This window comes from Ideonella sp., assembly GCF_041918995.1.
Classification (GTDB): domain Bacteria; phylum Pseudomonadota; class Gammaproteobacteria; order Burkholderiales; family Burkholderiaceae_C; genus Ideonella.
The window spans coordinates 61640-81668 of sequence record NZ_JAYRUN010000003.1; the positions used below are offsets into that span (position 1 = coordinate 61640).

The 20029-nt window shown below is 69.2% G+C and carries 15 protein-coding genes and 4 tRNA genes; 15 read left to right on the forward strand and 4 right to left on the reverse strand.

Annotated features, from left to right (window positions below; genetic code table 11):
* The 5 genes from lon to ACE3UN_RS03395 all read left to right on the forward strand — a co-directional run bounded on the left by lon (window position 1) and on the right by ACE3UN_RS03395 (window position 3180).
* Window positions 1-2442 (forward strand): endopeptidase La, encoded by a 2442-nt coding sequence (lon, locus tag ACE3UN_RS03375; protein ID WP_374673506.1) that lies wholly within the window; start codon window positions 1-3, stop codon window positions 2440-2442.
* Between the two features lie 166 nt (window positions 2443-2608).
* Window positions 2609-2684 (forward strand) — tRNA-Gly (locus ACE3UN_RS03380).
* Window positions 2685-2813: 129 nt separating this feature from the next.
* Window positions 2814-2887 (forward strand) — tRNA-Cys (locus tag ACE3UN_RS03385).
* Window positions 2888-2913: 26 nt separating this feature from the next.
* Window positions 2914-2989, forward strand: a tRNA-Gly gene (locus tag ACE3UN_RS03390).
* 102 nt (window positions 2990-3091) lie between these two features.
* Window positions 3092-3180, forward strand: a tRNA-Leu gene (locus tag ACE3UN_RS03395).
* A 35-nt stretch (window positions 3181-3215) separates the two neighbouring features.
* Here the strand turns inward: ACE3UN_RS03395 and murI are convergent.
* Window positions 3216-4085: a glutamate racemase gene (gene murI / locus ACE3UN_RS03400; RefSeq protein ID WP_374673507.1), complete on the reverse strand. Its 870-nt coding sequence runs from the start codon at window positions 4083-4085 to the stop codon at window positions 3216-3218.
* Window positions 4086-4332: 247 nt separating this feature from the next.
* Between murI and ACE3UN_RS03405 the strand changes: the two genes are divergently transcribed.
* From ACE3UN_RS03405 to ACE3UN_RS03420, 4 genes are all read left to right on the forward strand, one after another.
* On the forward strand, window positions 4333-5088 hold the full coding sequence (locus ACE3UN_RS03405; protein ID WP_374673508.1) for an electron transfer flavoprotein subunit beta/FixA family protein: 756 nt from the start codon (window positions 4333-4335) through the stop codon (window positions 5086-5088).
* A 1-nt stretch (window position 5089) separates the two neighbouring features.
* Window positions 5090-6022: an electron transfer flavoprotein subunit alpha/FixB family protein gene (locus ACE3UN_RS03410; protein WP_374673509.1), complete on the forward strand. Its 933-nt coding sequence runs from the start codon at window positions 5090-5092 to the stop codon at window positions 6020-6022.
* Between the two features lie 91 nt (window positions 6023-6113).
* Window positions 6114-7904 (forward strand): acyl-CoA dehydrogenase, encoded by a 1791-nt coding sequence (locus ACE3UN_RS03415; protein ID WP_374673510.1) that lies wholly within the window; start codon window positions 6114-6116, stop codon window positions 7902-7904.
* Complete coding sequence (locus ACE3UN_RS03420; protein WP_374673511.1) at window positions 7904-8854, forward strand: NAD(P)H-dependent flavin oxidoreductase; 951 nt, start codon at window positions 7904-7906, stop codon at window positions 8852-8854. Before ACE3UN_RS03415 ends, ACE3UN_RS03420 begins: the two co-directional genes overlap by 1 nt.
* A gap of 13 nt (window positions 8855-8867) precedes the next feature.
* Here ACE3UN_RS03420 and ACE3UN_RS03425 read toward each other — a convergent pair whose 3' ends face one another.
* Window positions 8868-9203 carry a hypothetical protein gene (locus ACE3UN_RS03425; RefSeq protein WP_374673512.1) on the reverse strand — a complete coding sequence of 112 codons (336 nt, stop codon included), beginning with the start codon at window positions 9201-9203 and terminating at the stop codon, window positions 8868-8870.
* Window positions 9204-9456: 253 nt separating this feature from the next.
* Between ACE3UN_RS03425 and ACE3UN_RS03430 the strand changes: the two genes are divergently transcribed.
* From ACE3UN_RS03430 to zapE, 4 genes are read left to right on the forward strand one after another with little or no spacing between them, the layout of a single operon-like run.
* Window positions 9457-12315, forward strand: coding sequence for a 2-oxoglutarate dehydrogenase E1 component (locus ACE3UN_RS03430; RefSeq protein ID WP_374673513.1), 2859 nt, complete (start codon window positions 9457-9459; stop codon window positions 12313-12315).
* Window positions 12316-12334: 19 nt separating this feature from the next.
* On the forward strand, window positions 12335-13588 hold the full coding sequence (gene odhB, locus ACE3UN_RS03435) for a 2-oxoglutarate dehydrogenase complex dihydrolipoyllysine-residue succinyltransferase (protein WP_374673514.1): 1254 nt from the start codon (window positions 12335-12337) through the stop codon (window positions 13586-13588).
* Window positions 13589-13603: 15 nt separating this feature from the next.
* Window positions 13604-15034, forward strand: a complete 1431-nt coding sequence (lpdA, locus tag ACE3UN_RS03440) for a dihydrolipoyl dehydrogenase (RefSeq protein ID WP_374673515.1) — start codon at window positions 13604-13606, stop codon at window positions 15032-15034.
* A 7-nt stretch (window positions 15035-15041) separates the two neighbouring features.
* Window positions 15042-16139 carry a cell division protein ZapE gene (zapE, locus tag ACE3UN_RS03445; RefSeq protein ID WP_374673516.1) on the forward strand — a complete coding sequence of 366 codons (1098 nt, stop codon included), beginning with the start codon at window positions 15042-15044 and terminating at the stop codon, window positions 16137-16139.
* 10 nt (window positions 16140-16149) lie between these two features.
* Here the strand turns inward: zapE and ACE3UN_RS03450 are convergent, their stop codons facing one another.
* The gene (locus ACE3UN_RS03450; protein WP_374673517.1) at window positions 16150-16917 is read right to left on the reverse strand and encodes a PP2C family serine/threonine-protein phosphatase; all 768 of its coding nucleotides are present in this window, start codon (window positions 16915-16917) and stop codon (window positions 16150-16152) included.
* Between the two features lies 1 nt (window position 16918).
* On the opposite strand from ACE3UN_RS03450, the gene ACE3UN_RS03455 reads away from it, so the two are divergent.
* Window positions 16919-17167: a YdcH family protein gene (locus ACE3UN_RS03455; protein WP_374673518.1), complete on the forward strand. Its 249-nt coding sequence runs from the start codon at window positions 16919-16921 to the stop codon at window positions 17165-17167.
* Window positions 17167-19137 (forward strand): ATP-dependent DNA helicase, encoded by a 1971-nt coding sequence (locus ACE3UN_RS03460; protein ID WP_374673519.1) that lies wholly within the window; start codon window positions 17167-17169, stop codon window positions 19135-19137. The genes ACE3UN_RS03455 and ACE3UN_RS03460 overlap by 1 nt, the downstream gene beginning before the upstream one ends.
* 45 nt (window positions 19138-19182) lie before the next feature.
* Here the strand turns inward: ACE3UN_RS03460 and ACE3UN_RS03465 are convergent, their stop codons facing one another.
* The gene (locus tag ACE3UN_RS03465) at window positions 19183-20007 is read right to left on the reverse strand and encodes an outer membrane protein assembly factor BamD (RefSeq protein ID WP_374673520.1); all 825 of its coding nucleotides are present in this window, start codon (window positions 20005-20007) and stop codon (window positions 19183-19185) included.
* Window positions 20008-20029: the final 22 nt, after the last annotated feature.

Below are 20029 nucleotides of genomic sequence, written 5' to 3' on the forward strand. Positions count from 1 at the left end.
ATGTCCGGACATCCCATCCTCCCCGCCGAGCCCATCACGCTGCCGCTGCTGCCGCTGCGTGACGTGGTGGTCTTTCCCCACATGGTCATCCCGCTGTTCGTGGGCCGGCCGAAATCCATCAAGGCGCTGGAGGCGGCCATGGAGGCCGGCCGCCAGATCATGCTGGTGGCCCAGAAGGCCGCCGGCAAGGACGAACCCAAGGCCGACGACATGTTCGAGGTCGGCTGCGTCTCGAGCATCCTGCAGATGCTGAAGCTGCCCGACGGCACGGTGAAGGTGCTGGTGGAGGGCGTGCAGCGTGCGTCCACCCGCGAGATCACCGACAACGGCGAGCATTTCGTCGCCGAGGTGATGCCCATCGAGCCGGCGGCCGAGACCTCGCCCGAGGTGGAGGCGCTGCGCCGTGCGGTGACCCAGCAGTTCGACCAGTACGTCAAGCTCAACAAGAAGATCCCGCCCGAGATCCTCACCTCCATCGCGGGCATCGACGATCCGGGCCGCCTGGCGGACACGATCGCGGCGCACCTGCCGCTGAAGCTGGAAGCCAAGCAGTCGGTGCTCGACCTGTTCGACGTGGCCAAGCGGCTGGAGAAGCTGCTGGAGCAGCTCGAGCACGAGGTCGACATCCTGCAGGTGGAGAAGCGCATCCGCGGCCGCGTGAAGCGGCAGATGGAGAAGAGCCAGCGCGAGTACTACCTGAACGAGCAGGTCAAGGCGATCCAGAAGGAGCTGGGTGACGGCGAGGAAGGTGCCGACCTGGAAGAGCTGGAGAAGAAGATCAAGGCCGCCCGCATGCCCAAGGAGGCGCGCAAGAAGGCCGACGCCGAGCTGAAGAAGCTCAAGCTGATGTCCCCGATGTCGGCCGAGGCCACGGTGGTGCGCAACTACCTGGACACGCTGATCAACCTCCCGTGGTCGCGCAAGACCAAGATCAAGCACGACCTGGCCCTGGCCGAGGAGGTGCTCAACGAGGACCACTACGGCCTGGAGAAGGTCAAGGACCGCATCCTCGAGTACCTCGCGGTGCAGCAGCGCGTCGACAAGGTGAAGGCCCCGATCCTGTGCCTGGTCGGCCCCCCCGGCGTGGGCAAGACCTCGCTCGGGCAGTCGGTGGCGCGCGCCACGGGCCGCAAGTTCGTCCGCATGGCGCTGGGCGGCGTGCGCGACGAGGCCGAGATCCGTGGGCACCGCCGCACCTACATCGGCTCCATGCCGGGCAAGGTGCTGCAGAGCCTGAGCAAGGTGGGCACGCGCAACCCGCTTTTCCTGCTCGACGAGATCGACAAGCTGGGCATGGACTTCCGCGGCGACCCGTCGTCCGCGCTGCTGGAGGTGCTCGACCCCGAGCAGAACCACACCTTCAGCGACCACTACATCGAAGTCGACTTCGACCTGTCGGACGTCATGTTCGTGGCAACCTCGAACTCGATGAACATCCCGCCGGCCCTGCTGGACCGGATGGAGGTGATCCGCCTGTCGGGCTACACCGAGGACGAGAAGCTCAACATCGCCCAGCGCTACCTGCTGCCCAAGCAGCAGAAGAACAACGGCGTGAAGGACGACGAGATGGAGGTCACCGAGGCCGCCATCCGCGGGATCATCCGCTACTACACCCGCGAGGCGGGCGTGCGCTCGCTCGAGCGCGAGATCTCCAAGATCTGCCGCAAGGTGGTCAAGGGCATCCAGCTCAAGAGCTACGAGGGCAAGGTCGTCGTCACCGACGAGAACCTGCACGACTTCCTGGGCGTGCGCAAGTACGACTTCGGCCGGGCCGAGAAGACCAACCAGGTCGGTCAGGTCGTGGGCCTGGCGTGGACGGAAGTCGGCGGCGACCTGCTCACGATCGAGGCCACCGCCATGCCCGGCAAGGGCAACATCATCCGCACCGGCTCGCTGGGCGACGTGATGAAGGAGTCGGTCGAGGCCGCGCGCACGGTGGTGCGCAGCCGCGCCCGGCGCCTGGGCATCAAGGACGAGCTGTTCGAGAAGCGCGACGTGCACATCCACGTGCCCGATGGCGCGACGCCGAAGGACGGCCCGAGCGCCGGCATTGCCATGACCACCGCCTTCGTCTCGGCGCTCACGGGCATCCCGGTGCGCGCGGACGTCGCCATGACGGGCGAGATCACGCTGCGCGGCGAGGTCACGGCCATCGGCGGCCTGAAGGAGAAGCTCCTGGCGGCCCACCGCGGCGGCATCAAGCTGGTGATGATCCCGGAGGAGAACGTCAAGGATCTGCAGGACATCCCCGACAACGTCAAGAGCCGCCTGGAGATCGTGCCCGTGCGCTGGATCGACAAGGTGCTGGAGGTGGCGCTGGAGTCGGCCCCGAAGCCCTTGCCGGACGACGAGCCGGCGGCCGACGTGCCGGGCGGCAAGCAGGGTGACAAGGGGCAGGGTGCCGGCACGGCCACCGGCACCAACGACGCGCTGCCGCACTGAACGGGTGTCGTGAGGGGTGCGCGCCCCGTCCGCATGAAAGTGCGCGACGGGGCTTGCACACCGCGAAAAAGTGCTCCTATAATGCGAGCTTCGCTGACGCGCTGAAAGGCGAGCGACACCAAGCGCGAACGTCAGTGAAAGAAGCGTGTTCCGTCAGGAACGCCATGCGGGAATAGCTCAGTTGGTAGAGCGCAACCTTGCCAAGGTTGAGGTCGCGAGTTCGAGCCTCGTTTCCCGCTCCAGATTCTGGTGAAGTGATGTCGGCCTCCGGGTGATGCACCACTTCACGGCAGGACGGGGAAGCTGACCAGCTTCCCTTTTTTGTCGGGGTCTGGTGGCGATCCGGCGGCACGGCCAAGGATGGAATCGGCGGCGCGGTAGCAAAGCGGTTATGCAACGGATTGCAAATCCGTCTAGCCCGGTTCGACTCCGGGCCGCGCCTCCAGCACCTTGCCGGCCCACACGCTCTTTGCGGGAATAGCTCAGTTGGTAGAGCGCAACCTTGCCAAGGTTGAGGTCGCGAGTTCGAGCCTCGTTTCCCGCTCCATATGCCCGAAGGGAAGCTGCCTGTGCAGCTTCCCTTTTTCATTGGTGCATCGCCGCGCCGGGTGACCGTGGCTCGCCCGGATAATGCGCCGCGGCAGCCTGCGCCCGGATGGCGAAACAGGCAGACGCAGCGGACTTAAAATCCGCCGCCCCTCACAGGGCGTACCGGTTCGAACCCGGTTCCGGGCACCAGCGATGTGGCCGCCGTGCGCGCCGGGGCCTGCGCTTCAGAGATCCACCACCGCCACCGGCCAGTCGCTGCCCAGCCCATGCCGCGCCATGGCGGCCAGGCGCTCGGGGTGCCCCGTGGACTGCAGTTCGATGCCTGGCAGGCTGGCTGCACCAGGCGCACCCATCGTGGCGCCTCCCGGCGCCAGGGCCGCCATGGGCAGCAGTTGGGCGGCGCGCCGTGCGATGGCGTCGGCCGTGTCGAGCAGCGGCACCTCCGGTCCCAGCCGTTCGCGGATGCGATCCGCGACAAAGGGGTAGTGCGTGCAGCCCAGCACCACGCTGTCCAGGTCCATGGCCGCAAGTGGCAGGCAGTACCGGTCCAGGAGGCGTTCCACCTCGTCGGTGCCGGCCGGCCCGCGCTCGATGGCGGCCGCCAGGCCTCCGCAGGGCACGGCATGCACCTCGCACGACGGCGCGTGCCGCGCCACCAGGTCGGCATACCGGGCGCTGGCGAGGGTGGCCGGCGTGGCCATCACGGCGATGCGGCCGCGCGGGCTGCCCAGCGCGGCCGGCTTCACGCCCGGCTCCACACCCACCCACGCCAGCTCGGGATGGCGCACCCGCAAGGCGTCGATCGCCCAGGCAGTGGCGGTGTTGCACGCCACCACGACCATTCGTGCTCCCTGACGGGCGAGATGGTCGGCCACGCGGGTGGCGCGGTCCAGCACATAACCGGGGTCGCGGTCGCCATAGGGAGCAAAGGCGCTGTCGGCCACATAGAGCAGCCGTGCCCCCGGCAGCCGGCCGTGCAGGGCACGCAGTACCGACAGCCCGCCCACGCCGGAATCGAAGATGCCGATGAGCGGGGGCACGGGGGTGTCGGTGCGGGGAGGCACGTGCGGCGTGCCGGCCGGGCGGGATGACATGGCGGACGGCCAGTCTACCCGGGGTCCTCGGTGCATTCCCGGAGGGCGGTGACGCGGACATTCTGGAGAGTTCGCCTTAAAATAGCACGATCGTTCGTTCTATCCTTGATGGCGCTTCACCCACGGCGCCGTCGACCCGGCTCGCGCACCCGCCCGCTACCGCGCGGCGTTGCAGCGGTGCTGCCACTAGAATCCCGCAGTTAACGTAAACGTCAATTCAGACACGATCCGACAGGAGCAACGCGACATGAAGGTACTGGTAGCCGTCAAGCGCGTCGTCGACTACAACGTCAAGGTACGCGTGAAGTCAGACGGCACGGGGGTGGACATCGCCAACGTGAAGATGAGCATGAACCCCTTCGACGAGATCGCCGTCGAGGAGGCCGTGCGGCTGAAGGAGAAGGGGACCGCCACCGAGGTGGTGGTCGTCTCCTGCGGCGTGGCCCAGTGCCAGGAAACGCTGCGCACCGCCATGGCCATCGGCGCGGACCGCGCGATCCTGGTGGAGACCCCGGCCGACGTGGACCTGCAGCCGCTGGCCGTGGCCAAGCTGCTCAAGGCCGTGGCCGACAAGGAGCAGCCGCAGCTGGTGATCCTGGGCAAGCAGGCCATCGACGATGACTGCAACCAGGTGGGCCAGATGTTCGCCGCGCTCGCCGACTGGCCCCAGGCCACGTTTGCGTCGAAGGTGGAGCTGGCCGACGGCGCTGCGTCCGTCACGCGTGAGGTCGACGGCGGCCTGGAGACGCTCAAGCTGGCGCTGCCGGCGGTGGTGACCACCGACCTGCGCCTGAACGAGCCGCGCTACGTGACGCTGCCCAACATCATGAAGGCCAAGAAGAAGCCGCTGGACACGCTCAAGCCGGCCGACCTGGGCGTGGACATCGCCCCGCGTCTGAAGACGCTGAAGGTGGCCGAGCCCGCCAAGCGCGGCGCCGGCGTGAAGGTGCCCGATGTCGCCACGCTGGTGGCCAAGCTGAAGACCGAAGCGAAGGTGATCTGAGATGGCTGTCCTCGTCATTGCCGAACACGACAACGCCGCGCTCAAGGGCGCGACCCTCAACACCGTGAGCGCTGCGGCCCAATGCGGCGGCGACGTGCACGTGCTGGTGGCCGGCTCCGGCGCCGGCGCGGCCGCCCAGGCGGCGGCGCAGGTGGCCGGTGTGGCCAAGGTGCTGCATGCCGACGACGCGCGCTTCGCCGAGCTGCTGGCCGAGGACGTGGCCGCCCAGGTGCTGGCGCTGGCCTCGGGCTACAGCCACATCCTGTTCCCGGCCACGGCCAACGGCAAGAACGCCGCCCCGCGCGTGGCCGCCAGGCTGGACGTGGCTCAGATCAGCGACATCACCAAGGTGGTGGCCGCTGACACCTTCGAGCGCCCCATCTACGCCGGCAACGCGATCGCGACCGTGCAGAGCGCGGACGCGGTGAAGGTGATCACGGTGCGTACCACGGCCTTCGATCCCGCCGCGGCGACCGGCGGCTCTGCCTCAGTGGAATCCATCGCGGCGGCGGCCGGCAACGGCAAGGCCAGCTTCGTCGGCCGCGAGGTCACGAAGAGCGACCGCCCGGAACTCACCGGCGCCAAGATCATCGTCTCCGGCGGCCGCGCGCTGGGTTCCTCGGAGAAGTTCACCGAGGTGCTCACGCCCCTGGCCGACAAGCTGGGCGCCGCGCTCGGCGCGAGCCGCGCCGCGGTCGATGCGGGCTACGCCCCCAACGACTGGCAGGTGGGCCAGACGGGCAAGATCGTCGCCCCGCAGCTGTACGTGGCCGTCGGCATCTCGGGCGCCATCCAGCACCTGGCCGGCATGAAGGATTCCAAGGTGATCGTGGCGATCAACAAGGATCCGGAAGCGCCGATCTTCAGCGTGGCGGATTACGGCCTGGAGGCGGACCTGTTCGCCGCCGTGCCCGAGCTCATCAACGCCCTCTGACGCCCCACTGGCGCGCGCCCATGGCGACGCGCACCGATGCATCCGAAGGGCGCCCGCCGTGGCGCCCTTTTTCATGACTTCAGGAGACCCCATGACCTACCGCGCGCCCGTCAAGGACATGCTGTTCGTGATGCAGGAGCTGGCCGGCATCGACGCCGTCTCGCGCCTGCCCGGCTTCGAGGAGGCCGGCCTGGACACCGCCCAGGCCGTGCTGGAGGAATGCGCCAAGCTGAACGAGGACGTGGTCGCCCCGCTGAACTGGGACGGTGACGTGAACCCCTCGTCCTTCCAGGCTGGCGAGGTGCGCGCCACGCCGGGCTTCAAGGCCGCCTTCGACCAGTACGTGCAGGGCGGCTGGCAGGGCCTGCACCACCCGGCCGACTTCGGCGGCCAGGGCCTGCCCAAGCTGATCCATGCGGCCTGCCAGGAAATGGTCAACGCGGCCAACATGAGCTTCGCGCTGTGCCCGCTGCTGACGGACGGCGCGATCGAGGCGCTGCTGACGGCCGGCACGCCCGAGCAGCAGGCCACCTACCTGCCCAAGCTCATCGACGGCACCTGGACCGGCACCATGAACCTGACCGAGCCGCAGGCGGGCTCGGACCTGTCGCTGGTGCGCACGCGCGCGGAGCCGCAACCCGACGGCAGCTACAAGCTCTTCGGCACGAAGATCTTCATCACCTGGGGTGAGCACGACATGGCCGAGAACATCGTCCATCTCGTGCTGGCGCGCGTGGCCGGGGCACCCGAGGGCGTGAAGGGCATCTCGCTGTTCATCTGCCCGAAGTTCCTGCTCAATGCCGACGGCACGCCGGGCGCGCGCAACGACGTGCACTGCGTGAGCATCGAGCACAAGATGGGCATCAAGGCCAGCCCCACCGCCGTGCTGCAGTACGGCGACCACGGCGGGGCCGTCGGCTACCTGGTGGGCGAGGAGAACCGCGGCCTCGAGTACATGTTCGTGATGATGAACGCCGCCCGCTTCGGGGTGGGCGTGCAGGGCATCGCTGTGGCCGACCGCGCCTACCAGCGCGCCGTGGCCTATGCGCGCGACCGCGTGCAGTCGCGGCCGGTGGACGGCTCCATGAACACGGCCGCGCCCATCATCCACCACCCGGACGTGCGTCGCATGCTCATGACGATGCGTGCGTACACCGAGGGCTGCCGCGCCATGGCGCTGGTGGGGGCGGCCGCGTACGACGCGGCCCACCACCACCCCGACCCCGAGGCCCGTGCCCAGAACCAGGCGGTCTACGAGTTCCTGGTGCCGCTGATCAAGGGCTATTCCACCGAGATGAGCATCGACGTCGCCTCGCTGGGCGTGCAGGTGCATGGCGGCATGGGTTTCATCGAGGAGACGGGGGCCGCGCAGCACTACCGCGACGCGAAGATCCTGACCATCTACGAAGGGACCACGGCGATCCAGGCCAACGACCTGGTGGGGCGCAAGACCGCGCGCGACGGCGGCCGCACGGCCCGGGCCATCGCCGCGCAGATCGAGCAGACGGAGCAGGCGCTCGCGGCCAGCGGCAACGACGCGGCGCAGGCGATGTCCCGCCGCCTCGGCGCCGCCCGCCTGGCCTTCCTCGACGTGGTGGAGTTCGTGGTCGCTGGGGCGAAGGGCCAGCCCAACGCCGTGTACGGCGGCAGCGTGAAGTACCTGATGCTGGCCGGCAACCTGGTGGCCGGCTGGCAGATGGGTCGTGCGCTGCTGGCCGCGGAAAAGCGTCTCGCCGAGGGCAGCGACGCCGACTTCATGCGCGCCAAGATCGCCACCGCCCGCTTCTACGCCGACCACATCCTCACCCAGGCCCCCGGCCTGCGCGACGCGATCGTGGACGGCGCCGCCCCGATCAACGACATGGCTCTGGAGGCCTTCTGATGACGATGCCCGCCGTCCTGGCGAACCTGCCGCTGCCCATCATCGGTTCGCCGCTGTTCATCATTTCCAACCCCAAGCTGGTCATCGAGCAGTGCAAGGCGGGCGTGGTGGGCTCCATGCCCGCGCTCAACGCCCGCCCCGCCCAGCAGCTCGACGAGTGGCTCGCCGAGATCACGGAGACGCTGGCCGCCCACAACCGCGAGCACCCGGACCGGCCGGCCGCGCCCTTCGCGATCAACCAGATCGTGCACAAGAGCAACGACCGCCTGGAGCACGACCTGCAGGTGTGCGCCAAGTACAAGGTGCCCATCGTCATCACCTCCCTGGGCGCGCGCACCGACGTGAACGACGCGGTGCACAGCTGGGGCGGCGTGGTGCTGCACGACGTCATCAACAACACCTTCGCGAAGAAGGCGATCGAGAAGGGCGCCGACGGCCTCATCGCGGTGGCCGCAGGGGCCGGCGGACACGCCGGCACCAAGAGCCCGTTCGCGCTCGTGCAGGAGATCCGCGAGTGGTTCGATGGCCCGCTCGCCCTGTCGGGCGCCATCGCCACGGGCGGCGCGGTGCTGGCTGCCCAGGCCATGGGCGCCGACTTCGCCTACATCGGCTCGGCCTTCATCGCCACCGAGGAGGCGAGGGCGGTGGACGCGTACAAGCAGGCGATCGTGGAGTGCTCGAGCGACGACATCGTCTACTCCAGCCTGTTCACTGGCGTGCACGGCAACTACCTGAAGCCGTCCATCCGCGCGGCCGGGCTGGACCCGGACAAGCTGCCCGAGAGCGACCCCTCCGCCATGAACTTCGGTGGCGACGCCAAGAAGGCCTGGAAGGACATCTGGGGCTGCGGGCAGGGCATCGGGCCCGTCAAGCAGGTGGTGCCCGCCCGCGAGCTGGTGGCGCGCTTGGCGCGTGAGTACGCCGAGGCCCGTGCGCGCCTGAAGCTCTGAGGCGCCGAGGGGCTCAGCCCGCGCGATCCGGCGCGCTCGGCTCCGCCACCAGGGTCGCGTCGCAGCCGGTGGCGGCGGCGATCCACCGCCGGGCTGCCCGGGCCACCCAGGGCGCGGCCGCGACCGGCAGCCACGGCAGCACGCGCCCGGGCGCCTGTACCAGGGCACAGCGGTAGCAGCCGTCCGCGGCCGACCACACCAATGCCCGGCAGGCGCCCCGGCGGCGCCGGCTGAGCAGCATGCCCACCGGGCACGGCTCGGCCGCACAGCACACGCCACAGCCATTGCAGGGCTGCCCCAGCGCCGGCTGGCGCGGCGCCTCGGGCTGCAGCCAGATCACCTGTGTCATCGCCGCCACTGTGCGCGCATCCCTGGCCGCCTGTCAGGAAAGTAGCAGGGTCCCCGTTGCGTAATTCGGGGCGGCCCGGCACGCGACCGACGGTGTTACAGTGCCGGGCGTGAATCCCTAGTCCCTTCTGTGCCCCTTGCTGGCTGAGACAACAGCAAGGCGGGTCGCTTATCCGCCAACCGGTCGAGCCGGGCCGCGGAAGGTTGTCCAACCCATCGTAGCCCTGGAAACCGGGGCGAAAGGTGAGCGAAAGATGATGCAGCAGTACAGGTCGAACTCGTACCTGTTCGGCGGTAACGCACCGTACGTCGAAGAGATGTACGAGGCCTACCTCGACAATCCCGGCGCCGTGCCCGACAACTGGCGCGCCTACTTCGACGCGCTGCAGAACGTGCCGGCGGTCGACGGCTCCGACAGCCGCGACGTGGCGCATGCCCCGGTGATCGAATCCTTTGCCCAGCGGGCGAAGTCGAATGCGCTCACCGTGAAGGCCAGCTCGGCCGACCTGGCCGTGGCCCGCAAGCAGGTGCACGTCCAGTCGCTGATCGCCGCCTACCGCTTCCTCGGCAGCCGTTGGGCCGACCTGGACCCGCTCAAGCGCACCGAGCGCCCCAAGATCCCCGAGCTGGAGCCGGCGTTCTACGACCTGAGCGAGTCCGACATGGACATCTCGTTCAGCGCCGCGAACACCTACTTCTCGCGCGCCGAGAACATGACGCTGCGCGAGATCATGCAGGCGCTGCGTGAGACCTACTGCGGCACCATCGGCGCCGAGTTCATGCACTGCACCGACCCGGCCGAGAAGCGCTGGTGGCAGGAGCGCCTGGAAAGCGCGCGCAGCAAGCCGCAGTTCTCGCCCGAGAAGCGCCGCCACATCCTCGACCGCCTGACGGCGGCCGAGGGCCTGGAGCGCTACCTGCACACCAAGTACGTCGGCCAGAAGCGCTTCTCGCTCGAGGGCGGCGAGAGCTTCATCGCCTCGATGGATGAGGTGGTCCAGCGTGCCGGCGAAAAGGGCGTGCAGGAGATCGTGATCGGCATGGCCCACCGCGGCCGCCTGAACGTGCTGGTCAACACGCTGGGCAAGGCGCCCAAGGACCTGTTCAGCGAGTTCGAGCACACCGCGCCCGAGGACCTGCCCGCCGGTGACGTGAAGTACCACCAGGGCTTCTCCAGCGACGTGTCCACCGCCGGTGGCCCGGTGCACCTGAGCCTGGCGTTCAACCCCTCGCACCTGGAGATCGTGAACCCGGTGGTCGAGGGCTCCGTCAAGGCCCGCATGGACCGCCGCGGCGATGCCGACGGCACCCAGGTGCTGCCGGTGCTGGTGCACGGCGATGCCGCCTTCGCCGGCCAGGGCGTGGTGATGGAGACGCTGGCGCTGGCCCAGACGCGCGGCTACTACACCGGTGGCACGCTGCACATCGTCATCAACAACCAGATCGGCTTCACCACCAGCGACCCGCGCGACACCCGCTCCACGCTGTACTGCTCGGACGTGGTGAAGATGATCGAGGCGCCGGTGCTGCACGTGAACGGCGACGACCCCGACGCCGTGGTGTGGTGCACCCAGCTCGCGCTCGACTACCGCCAGCAGTTCAACAAGGACGTGGTGGTGGACATCGTCTGCTTCCGCAAGCTCGGCCACAACGAGCAGGACACGCCCGCGCTGACGCAGCCCCTGATGTACAAGAAGATCGGCCAGCACCCGGGCACGCGCAAGCTGTTCGGCGAGAAGCTGGTCGCCCAGGGCGTGCTGCCGGCCGAGGGGCCTGACGAGATGGTCAAGGCCTTCCGCGCCGCCATGGACGCGGGCAAGCACACCCGCGACCTGGTCCTGACCAACTACAAGAGCAAGTACGCGGTGGACTGGACGCCGTTCCTCGGCAAGAAATGGACCGACGCGGCCGACACCGCGCTGCCGCTGGCCGAGGTGAAGCGCCTGGCCGAGCGCATCACCACCATCCCGGCCAACTTCAAGGTGCACCCGCTGGTCGAGAAGGTGATCGCCGACCGCGCCGCCATGGGCCGCGGCGAGATCAACATGGACTGGGGCATGGGCGAGCACCTGGCCTACGCCTCGCTGGTGGCCTCGGGCTACCCGGTGCGCCTGTCCGGCGAGGACTGCGGCCGCGGCACCTTCGTGCACCGCCATGCCGTGCTGCACGACCAGAACCGCGAGAAGTTCGACGAAGGCACCTACATCCCGCTGCAGCACGTGGCGGACAACCAGGCGCCGTTCGTCGTCATCGACTCCATCCTGTCGGAAGAGGCGGTGCTGGGCTTCGAGTACGGCTACGCCAGTGCCGACCCCAACACGCTGACCATCTGGGAAGCCCAGTTCGGCGACTTCGTCAACGGCGCGCAGGTCGTCATCGACCAGTTCATCGCCTCGGGCGAGGTGAAGTGGGGCCGTGCCAACGGCCTGGTCATGATGCTGCCGCACGGCTACGAAGGCCAGGGCCCAGAGCACAGCTCGGCGCGCCTCGAGCGCTTCATGCAGCTGGCCGCGGACAACAACATGCAGATCGTGCAGCCCACCACGGCCAGCCAGATCTTCCACCTGCTGCGCCGGCAGATGGTGCGCATGTTCCGCAAGCCGCTGGTCATCATGACCCCGAAGTCGCTGCTGCGGAACAAGGACGCCACCTCGCCGATGTCGGAGTTCACCAAGGGTGAGTTCCGCACCGTGATCCCGGAACTCAACGCCGAGATCGATGCCGCGAAGGTCAAGCGCGTGATCGCCTGCTCCGGCAAGGTGTACTACGACCTGGTCAAGAAGCGCGAGGAGAAGAAGGCCTTCGACGTGGCGATCCTGCGCGTCGAGCAGCTGTACCCCTTCCCCCACAAGGCCTTCGCCGCGGAGATGAAGAAGTACGCCGCGGCCACCGAGATCGTGTGGTGCCAGGACGAGCCGCAGAACCAGGGCGCCTGGTTCTTCGTGCAGCACCAGATCCACGACAACATGCAGGACGGCCAGAAGCTCGGCTACGCCGGGCGCCCCGCGTCGGCGTCGCCCGCCGTGGGTTATGCCCACCTGCACCAGGACCAGCAGAAGGCACTGCTCGACCAGGCCTTCGGCAAGCTCAAGGGCTTCGTCCTTTCGAAGTAAGGCACACGCAATACACATCATGGCCATCATCGACGTCAAGGTTCCCCAGTTCTCCGAATCCGTCTCGGAGGGCACCCTCATCACCTGGAAGAAGAAGCCCGGCGACGCCATCGCCGTGGACGAGACGCTGATCGAGATCGAGACCGACAAGGTCGTGCTCGAAGTGCCGGCGCCGTCGGCCGGCGTGCTGGCGCAGATCATCAAGAACGACGGCGAGACCGTCGTCAGCGAGGAGGTCATCGCCCGCATCGACACCGACGCCAGCGCGCAGGTCAGCCCGCTGCAGGTCAAGCAGGTGGCCGATGCCCCGGCGCCGGCCGCGCCGGCTGCGGCCGCCACGGGCGGTGGCAAGGGCGACGTGGCGATGCCCGCCGCGGCCAAGCTGCTGGCCGAGAAGGGCCTGGCTGCGAGCGGCGTGGCCGGCACCGGCCGCGACGGCCGCGTGACCAAGGGCGACGTGCTGGCCGCCGGCGCCAAGCCGGCCGCGCCGGCGCCCGTGTCGGCCCCTGCCGCGCCGGCCGTGGCCAAGCCGCTGCCTCCCGTGGCCGCGCCGGTGGCGCAGAACCTGGGCGACCGCCCGGAGCAGCGCGTGCCCATGACGCGCCTGCGTGCGCGCGTGGCCGAGCGCCTGCTGCAGTCCCAGTCCACCAACGCCATCCTCACCACCTTCAACGAGGTCAACATGGCCCCGGTGATGGAGATGCGCAAGCGCTTCCAGGACAAGTTCGAGAAGGAGCACGGCGTGAAGCTGGGCTTCATGAGCTTCTTCGTGAAGGCGGCCGTGCACGCCCTCAAGAAGTACCCGGTCCTGAACGCGTCGGTCGACGGCAACGACATCGTCTACCACGGCTTCTTCGACATCGGCATCGCGGTGGGCTCGCCGCGCGGCCTGGTCGTGCCCATCATCCGCAATGCGGACCAGATGAACTTCGCCGACATCGAGAAGAAGATCGCCGAGTTCGGCCAGAAGGCCAAGGACGGCAAGCTGGGCATCGAGGAGCTCACCGGCGGCACCTTCTCCATCTCCAATGGCGGCGTGTTCGGCTCGATGCTGTCCACGCCCATCATCAACCCGCCGCAGTCGGCCATCCTGGGCGTGCACGCCACCAAGGACCGCGCGGTGGTGGAGAACGGCCAGGTCGTGGTGCGCCCCATCAACTACCTGGCGATGAGCTACGACCACCGCATCATCGACGGCCGCGAAGCCGTGCTGGGCCTGGTCGCCATGAAGGAAGCGCTGGAAGACCCCGCGCGCCTGCTGTTCGACATCTGACGCGAAAGGCCATCGATGTCCAGCAAGCAATTCGACGTCGTCGTCATCGGCGGCGGCCCCGGCGGCTACATCGCTGCCATCCGCGCGGCGCAGCTCGGCTTCAACACGGCGTGCATCGACGAGTGGAAGAACGCTGCCGGCGGGCCCGCCCCCGGCGGCACCTGCACCAACGTCGGCTGCATCCCGTCCAAGGCCCTGCTGCAGTCCAGCGAGCACTTCGACCACGCCGCGCACCACTTCGGCGACCACGGCATCAGCCTGGCCGACCTGAAGATCGACGTGGCCAAGATGGTGGGCCGCAAGGACGCCGTCGTGAAGCAGAACAACGACGGCATCCTCTACCTGTTCAAGAAGAACAAGGTGAGCTTCTTCCACGGCCGCGGTTCGTTCGTGGCGGCCAAGGACGGCGGCTACGAAGTCGCGGTGGCCGGTGCGGCGAACGAGACGCTCGTTGCCAAGCAGGTGATCGTGGCCACGGGCTCCAGCGCCCGCGCGCTGCCTGGCGCGCCGTTCGACGAGGAGCACATCCTGTCGAACGACGGTGCCCTGCGCATCCCGTCGGTGCCCCAGAAGCTGGGCGTGATCGGCTCCGGCGTGATCGGCCTGGAGATGGGCTCGGTGTGGCGGCGCCTGGGCGCGCAGGTCACCATCCTCGAGGCCATGCCGGCCTTCCTGGGCGCGGCCGACGAGGCGGTGGCCAAGGAAGCGGCCAAGGTCTTCAAGAAGCAGGGCCTGGACATCCAGCTCGGCGTGAAGATCTCGGGCGTGGAGAAGACGGCCGACGGCGTCACCGTGAAGTACGCCGACGCCAAGGGCGCCGAGCAGGTGCTGGCCTGTGACCGCCTGATCGTCTCGATCGGCCGCGTGCCCAACACCACCGGCCTGAACGCCGAGGCCGTGGGCCTGAAGCTCGACGAGCGCGGCGCCATCGTCGTGGACGCGGAGTGCCGCACCAACCTGCCCGGCGTGTGGGCAGTGGGTGACGTGGTCCGTGGCCCCATGCTGGCGCACAAGGCGGAGGAGGAGGGTGTGGCCGTGGCCGAGCGCATCGCCGGCCAGCACGGGCATGTCAACTTCGACACCATCCCGTGGGTCATCTACACCAGCCCCGAGATCGCCTGGGTGGGCAAGACGGAACAGCAGCTCAAGGCCGAAGGCCGCGCCTACAAGGCCGGCCAGTTCCCGTTCCTGGCCAATGGCCGGGCGCGCGCGCTGGGCGACACGACCGGCTTCGTCAAGATGCTGGCGGACGCGCAGACCGACGAGATCCTCGGCGTGCACATCATCGGCCCGTTCGCGTCCGAACTGATCGCCGAGGCCGTGGTGGCCATGGAGTTCAAGGCCTCGTCCGAGGACATCGCGCGCATCTGCCACGCCCACCCGTCGCTGTCCGAGGCGACCAAGGAAGCGGCGCTCGCGGTGGACAAGCGCACGCTGAACTTCTGACCTGGCAGTGAGCGTCCGGGCGCTGTACCAGCAGACGCTGGCTGAGCGGGGTTACACGGCTGACCCCGCTCAGCTGCGCGCCATCGACGCGCTCGAGCGCTGCGAGAACGAGTGGCTGGCCTACAAGGCCCGCCGCGGCAACGTCGTGGCCAAGCTGCTGGTGCGGCCGCCCATCCCGCGCGGCGTCTACATGTACGGCGGCGTCGGGCGCGGCAAGAGCTTCCTCATGGACTGCTTCTTCCAGTCCGTGCCGCTCACCCGCAAGACCCGTCTGCACTTCCATGAGTTCATGCGCGAGGTGCACCGCGAGCTGCAGGACCTGAAAGGCCGGCAGAACCCGCTGGAGGAGCTCGGCGCACGCATCGCCCGGCGCTACCGCCTGATCTGCTTCGACGAGTTCCACGTGGCCGACGTGACGGACGCGATGATCCTGCACCGGCTGCTGGAATCGTTGTTCGCGCACCGCGTGTCCATCGTCACGACCTCCAACTTCCATCCCGACGGCCTGTACCCGAACGGCCTGCACCGCGACCGCATCCTGCCCGCCATCGCGCTGCTGAAGGACAAGCTCGAGGTGATCAACGTCGATGCTGGCACCGACTACCGGCGGCGCACGCTGGAGCACGTGCAGCTGTACCACACGCCGCTGGGTGGCGATGCCGACGCCGCCATGGCGCGCGCCTTCGACGAGCTGGCCGAGGCGCGCGACGAGTCGCCCGTGCTGCACATCGAGCAGCGCGAGATCCGCGCGCGGCGGCGCGCCGGCGGCGTGGTGTGGTTCGACTTCGCCACCTTGTGCGGTGGCCCGCGCTCACAGAACGACTACCTGGAGCTGGCCACGCAGTTCCACACGGTGCTGCTGTCGGACGTGCCGCAGATGCCGCCACGGCTGGCCTCCGAGGCGCGTCGCTTCACCTGGCTGGTCGATGTGCTCTACGACCGGCGCGTGAAGCTGATCGTCTCGGCCGCGGTGCCGCCCGAGCAGCTGTACACCGAGGGCCCGCTGGCGCACGAGTTTCCGCGCACCGTCTCGCGCCTGGTCGAGATGCAGTCGGCCGAGTTCCTGGCGCTCGGCCACCGGGACGTGGACACGTCCCTGACCTAGCCGGCGCGCGCTACTTCAGCGCTTCGACGCGAATGAGGGCCAGCGACAGGTTGTCGCCCGTGCCCCGCGCCCGTTGGCGGGCCTTGCTGATGAGCATCTCGCTGGCCTCGCGCGGGGACAGCGCGTTCACGATGGCGCCCAGTTCCTTGGGCGACAGGTAGTGCCACAGGCCGTCCGAGCAGGCCAGCAGCGTGTCGCCCACCTGCAGCGGGCCGATCTCGGCCACCTCCACCGGCGGGTCCTGCTGGGTGCCCAGGCAGCCGGTGAGTAGGTTGGATTGCGGGTGCGTGTTGGCCTGCGCCTCGGTGATCTTGCCTTCGTCGATCAGCCGCTGCACATAGGAGTGGTCGATGGTGCGTCGCACCATGTCCGGGCCGCGGAAGTGGTAGACCCGCGAATCACCCGCGTGCACCGTCCAGGCGGAGAGGTCCGGCCGCACCAGGAAGGCGGCCAGTGTGCTGTGCGGCTCCTCGTCGGCGGTGATGGCCGTGAGCTTGATCATGAGGTGCGACTCGACGATCAGCTGCCGCAGCATGGCGGCCGTGTCGTCCGTGCCGGGCGAGTAGCGGTCGAATACCTGGCGGGCGATCATCACCACTTGGTCGGCGGCGGTGCGGCCCCCGCTCTTGCCGCCCATGCCGTCGGCCACCAGGGCCAGGGCGCAGCCGGGCACACGGGTGTGGGCGAGGATCTCCACCTGGTCCTGCTGGTAGGCGCGGTCGCCACGGTGCAGGCCGGTGGCAGCGGACAGGCGGAAGCCCTGGGTCGGCGTACTCATCATGCCCGGCAATATAAACTGGCCGGCTGTGAGCGACGCGCCAGCGAACCCCGATAGCCTGCATTCTCCGCACCGCCGGTTGATCGAGCTGCGCATGGAGCACGCCGACCTGGACGGTCTGATCGACCGCGCAGGCACCCAGGCGGGCGCCGACGAGCTCTCCCTGCGCCGGCTGAAGAAGCGCCGGCTGGCGCTGCGCGACGAGATCGCGCGGCTGGAAGCGGCGCTCGAACCCCCCGAACTCGCCTGATGACCGATGCGATCGCCCTCGACGGGCTGCGGCCCGCCGTGGAGCGCAGTTTCCTGGCCGATGGCCCCCTGGGCCGCACGGATGCCGGCTACCGCCCGCGCGAGGCGCAGCTGCAGATGGCCGATGCCGTGGCACGGGCCATCGAGGACCGGCAGGCCCTGGTCGTCGAGGCGGGCACCGGTGTCGGCAAGACCTTCGCCTACCTCGTGCCCGTGCTGCTGTCGGCTCGTCGCACCCTGGTGAGCACCGCCACCAAGAGCCTGCAGGACCAGCTGTTCTTCCGCGACCTGCCGCGCCTGCGCGATGCGCTGGGTGTGCCGGCCACGGTCGCCTTGCTCAAGGGTCGCGGCAGCTACCTGTGCCGCCATCGCCTGGCCCAGGCGCGCGAGGGCGCGATGCTGCCGGATCGCACGGCGGTGCGTGCGCTGGCGCGCATCGAGACCTGGGCGCATGCCACGGTGACGGGCGACATCGGCGAGCTGGAGGGCCTGGACGAGCGGTCGGACGTCATCCCGCTGGTCACCTCCACCCGCGACAACTGCCTGGGCAGCGAGTGCCCCGAATACGCCAGCTGCCATGTGATGAAGGCGCGGCGCGACGCCATGGCCGCGGACATCGTGGTGGTGAACCACCACCTGTTCTTCGCGGACCTGGCGCTGCGTGACAGCGGTGTCGCCGAACTGCTGCCCACGGTGGACGTGGCGGTGTTCGACGAGGCGCACCAGATGGTGGAGGCCGGCGTGCAGTTCCTCGGACAAACGCTGGGCACGGGCCAGGCGATCGACGTCGCGCGGGACCTGCTGGCCGCCGGGCTGCAGCATGCCCGCGGCCTGCAGCCGTGGACGGAGATCTGCGCGGCGCTGGAGAAGGCCGCCCGGGACCTGCGCCTGGCCGCTGCCGAGGGCATGCCGGACGTGCGTGCCCTCATCAAGCGGCGGTGGGAGGAGGCGGCCGGCCCCGGCCTTGCCGAGGCGCTGGGCGGCCTGCAGGGGGCGCTCAAGGCGGCCGCCGAGGCGGCGCAGGCCGTGTCCGAGGCCGCGCCCGACTTCGCCCGGCTGCAGGCCAGGGCACAAGACCTGGCCGCCCAGGCCGTGCGCTTCCAGGGCCGCGGCGCGGACGACCATGTGCGGTGGGTCGACCTGACGCCATCGCAGGCGCGGCTGGTGGACAGCCCCCTGGACATCCGGGCCATGCTCACGCAGCAGCGTGCGCTCGCGCCCCGGGCCTGGGTGTTCACCTCGGCGACGCTGGGCGACGACGAGACGCTGAGCTGGTTCAGCGAGTCCACCGGGCTGGAGGACGCACGCCACCTGCGCGTGGGCAGCCCCTTCGACTATCCGGCGCATGCCCGGGTGTACGTGCCGCCGCGGTTCCCGCCGCCCGGGGACGATGCCCACTACGCCCAGGTCGGTCGGGCGGCGGCGCATTGCGCCGCGGCGCTGGGTGGACGGACCTTCGTGCTCACCACCACCTTGCGCGCGATGCGCATCGTGGCGGAGTCCCTGGGCGCCGAGCTCACTGCCCTGGGCCAGCCGCTGGAGGTGCTGGTGCAGGGCACGGCGGCCAAGCGGGCGCTGCTGTCGCGCTTCCAGCAGGGCGGTTGCGTGCTGGTGGGGTCGCAGAGCTTCTGGGAGGGCATCGACGTGCCGGGCGACGCCTTGCAATGCGTCATGATCGACAAGCTGCCGTTCCCGCCGCCGAACGACCCGCTGGTCGAGGCGCGGGTGCGGCAGCTGAAGTCGCAGGGCCGCGACGCGTTCAACGACTACTTCGTGGCCGAGGCGGCCATCGCGCTGAAGCAGGGGGCAGGGCGCCTGATCCGGACCGAGACGGACAAGGGGCTGCTGGTCATCTGCGACACGCGCCTGCGCGAGAAGCGTTATGGGGCGCGCCTGCTGGCGGCGCTGCCGCCCATGCGTCCGGTGGCCTCGGGTGAGGAGGCCCTGGGCTGGTTGCGGTCGCTCAGGTAGACCAGGCCGACCCGGCGGGCGTTCCCACCGGGCCGTGCTCGCCCGTCACCAGAGCTGCCACCAGGCCTTCTCGTCGTCCCAGAACTGCCACCACGGCTTCTCGCTGCCGGGGTTGCCCGCGATGAAGCGGCTGTTGGGGTAGTTGCCCTTGAGCACCCGGCCGGCATCGTCGCGCAGCTGCTCCAGGCCCAGCTTGTCGTAGGCCTGGGCCATGATGTGGAGGGCTTCCTCGGTGGCCGCCGTCTGGGGGTAGGTGACGATCGCCTGCTGTGCGCGGTTCGCCGCAGCCACGTAGGCGCCGCGCCGCAGGTAGTAGCGCGCGACATGCACCTCGTAGTCGGCCAGCGCATTGACGATGTAGTCCATGCGCAGCTTGGCGTCCGGCGTGTACTTGGACTCCGGGAACTGCTCGACCAGCTGCTTGAAGGCCTGGTAGGCATCGCGCGCTGCCTGCTGGTCGCGCTCGGACAGCTTCTGCCGCGACAGCGACGCGAGCACGCCGATGTTGTCGTTGAAGTTCACCAGGCCGCGCAGGTACAGCGCGTAGTCCAGGCCGGGGCTGGACGGATTCAGCTTGATGAAGCGGTCGAGCGTGGACAGCGCCGCGGCCTTTTCGCCGGCCTTCCAGTTGGCGTAGGCCAGGTCCAGCTGGGCCTGCTGGGCCAGCAGCGTGCCGCCAGCGCGGCCTTCCACACGTTCGAGCAGCTTGATCGCGTTGAGCCAGCCGCCGGCCGACATGTCGGACTTGGCATCTGCATACAATTTCTCCGCAGACCCCTGGATGTCGCCGTCGTCCGGCGTCGAGCTGCAGGCGGCCAGCAGCACGGCCAGGGACGTCATCGCGGCGCGCGCCAGAGGGCGACGCATCAAGGCTTGGATCATCGGTGCAGCG

What these genes read in the sequence shown, in the direction of transcription:
- lon (WP_374673506.1), top strand. Translation starts at nt 1, where the DNA reads ATGTCCGGACATCCCATCCTCCCCGCCGAGCCCATCACGCTGCCGCTG.
- murI (WP_374673507.1), bottom strand. Translation starts at nt 4,085, where the DNA reads ATGTCATCCCGCCCGGCCGGCACGCCGCACGTGCCTCCCCGCACCGAC.
- ACE3UN_RS03405 (WP_374673508.1), top strand. Translation starts at nt 4,333, where the DNA reads ATGAAGGTACTGGTAGCCGTCAAGCGCGTCGTCGACTACAACGTCAAG.
- ACE3UN_RS03410 (WP_374673509.1), top strand. Translation starts at nt 5,090, where the DNA reads ATGGCTGTCCTCGTCATTGCCGAACACGACAACGCCGCGCTCAAGGGC.
- ACE3UN_RS03415 (WP_374673510.1), top strand. Translation starts at nt 6,114, where the DNA reads ATGACCTACCGCGCGCCCGTCAAGGACATGCTGTTCGTGATGCAGGAG.
- ACE3UN_RS03420 (WP_374673511.1), top strand. Translation starts at nt 7,904, where the DNA reads ATGACGATGCCCGCCGTCCTGGCGAACCTGCCGCTGCCCATCATCGGT.
- ACE3UN_RS03425 (WP_374673512.1), bottom strand. Translation starts at nt 9,203, where the DNA reads ATGACACAGGTGATCTGGCTGCAGCCCGAGGCGCCGCGCCAGCCGGCG.
- ACE3UN_RS03430 (WP_374673513.1), top strand. Translation starts at nt 9,457, where the DNA reads ATGATGCAGCAGTACAGGTCGAACTCGTACCTGTTCGGCGGTAACGCA.
- odhB (WP_374673514.1), top strand. Translation starts at nt 12,335, where the DNA reads ATGGCCATCATCGACGTCAAGGTTCCCCAGTTCTCCGAATCCGTCTCG.
- lpdA (WP_374673515.1), top strand. Translation starts at nt 13,604, where the DNA reads ATGTCCAGCAAGCAATTCGACGTCGTCGTCATCGGCGGCGGCCCCGGC.
- ACE3UN_RS03450 (WP_374673517.1), bottom strand. Translation starts at nt 16,917, where the DNA reads ATGAGTACGCCGACCCAGGGCTTCCGCCTGTCCGCTGCCACCGGCCTG.
- ACE3UN_RS03455 (WP_374673518.1), top strand. Translation starts at nt 16,919, where the DNA reads ATGCCCGGCAATATAAACTGGCCGGCTGTGAGCGACGCGCCAGCGAAC.
- ACE3UN_RS03460 (WP_374673519.1), top strand. Translation starts at nt 17,167, where the DNA reads ATGACCGATGCGATCGCCCTCGACGGGCTGCGGCCCGCCGTGGAGCGC.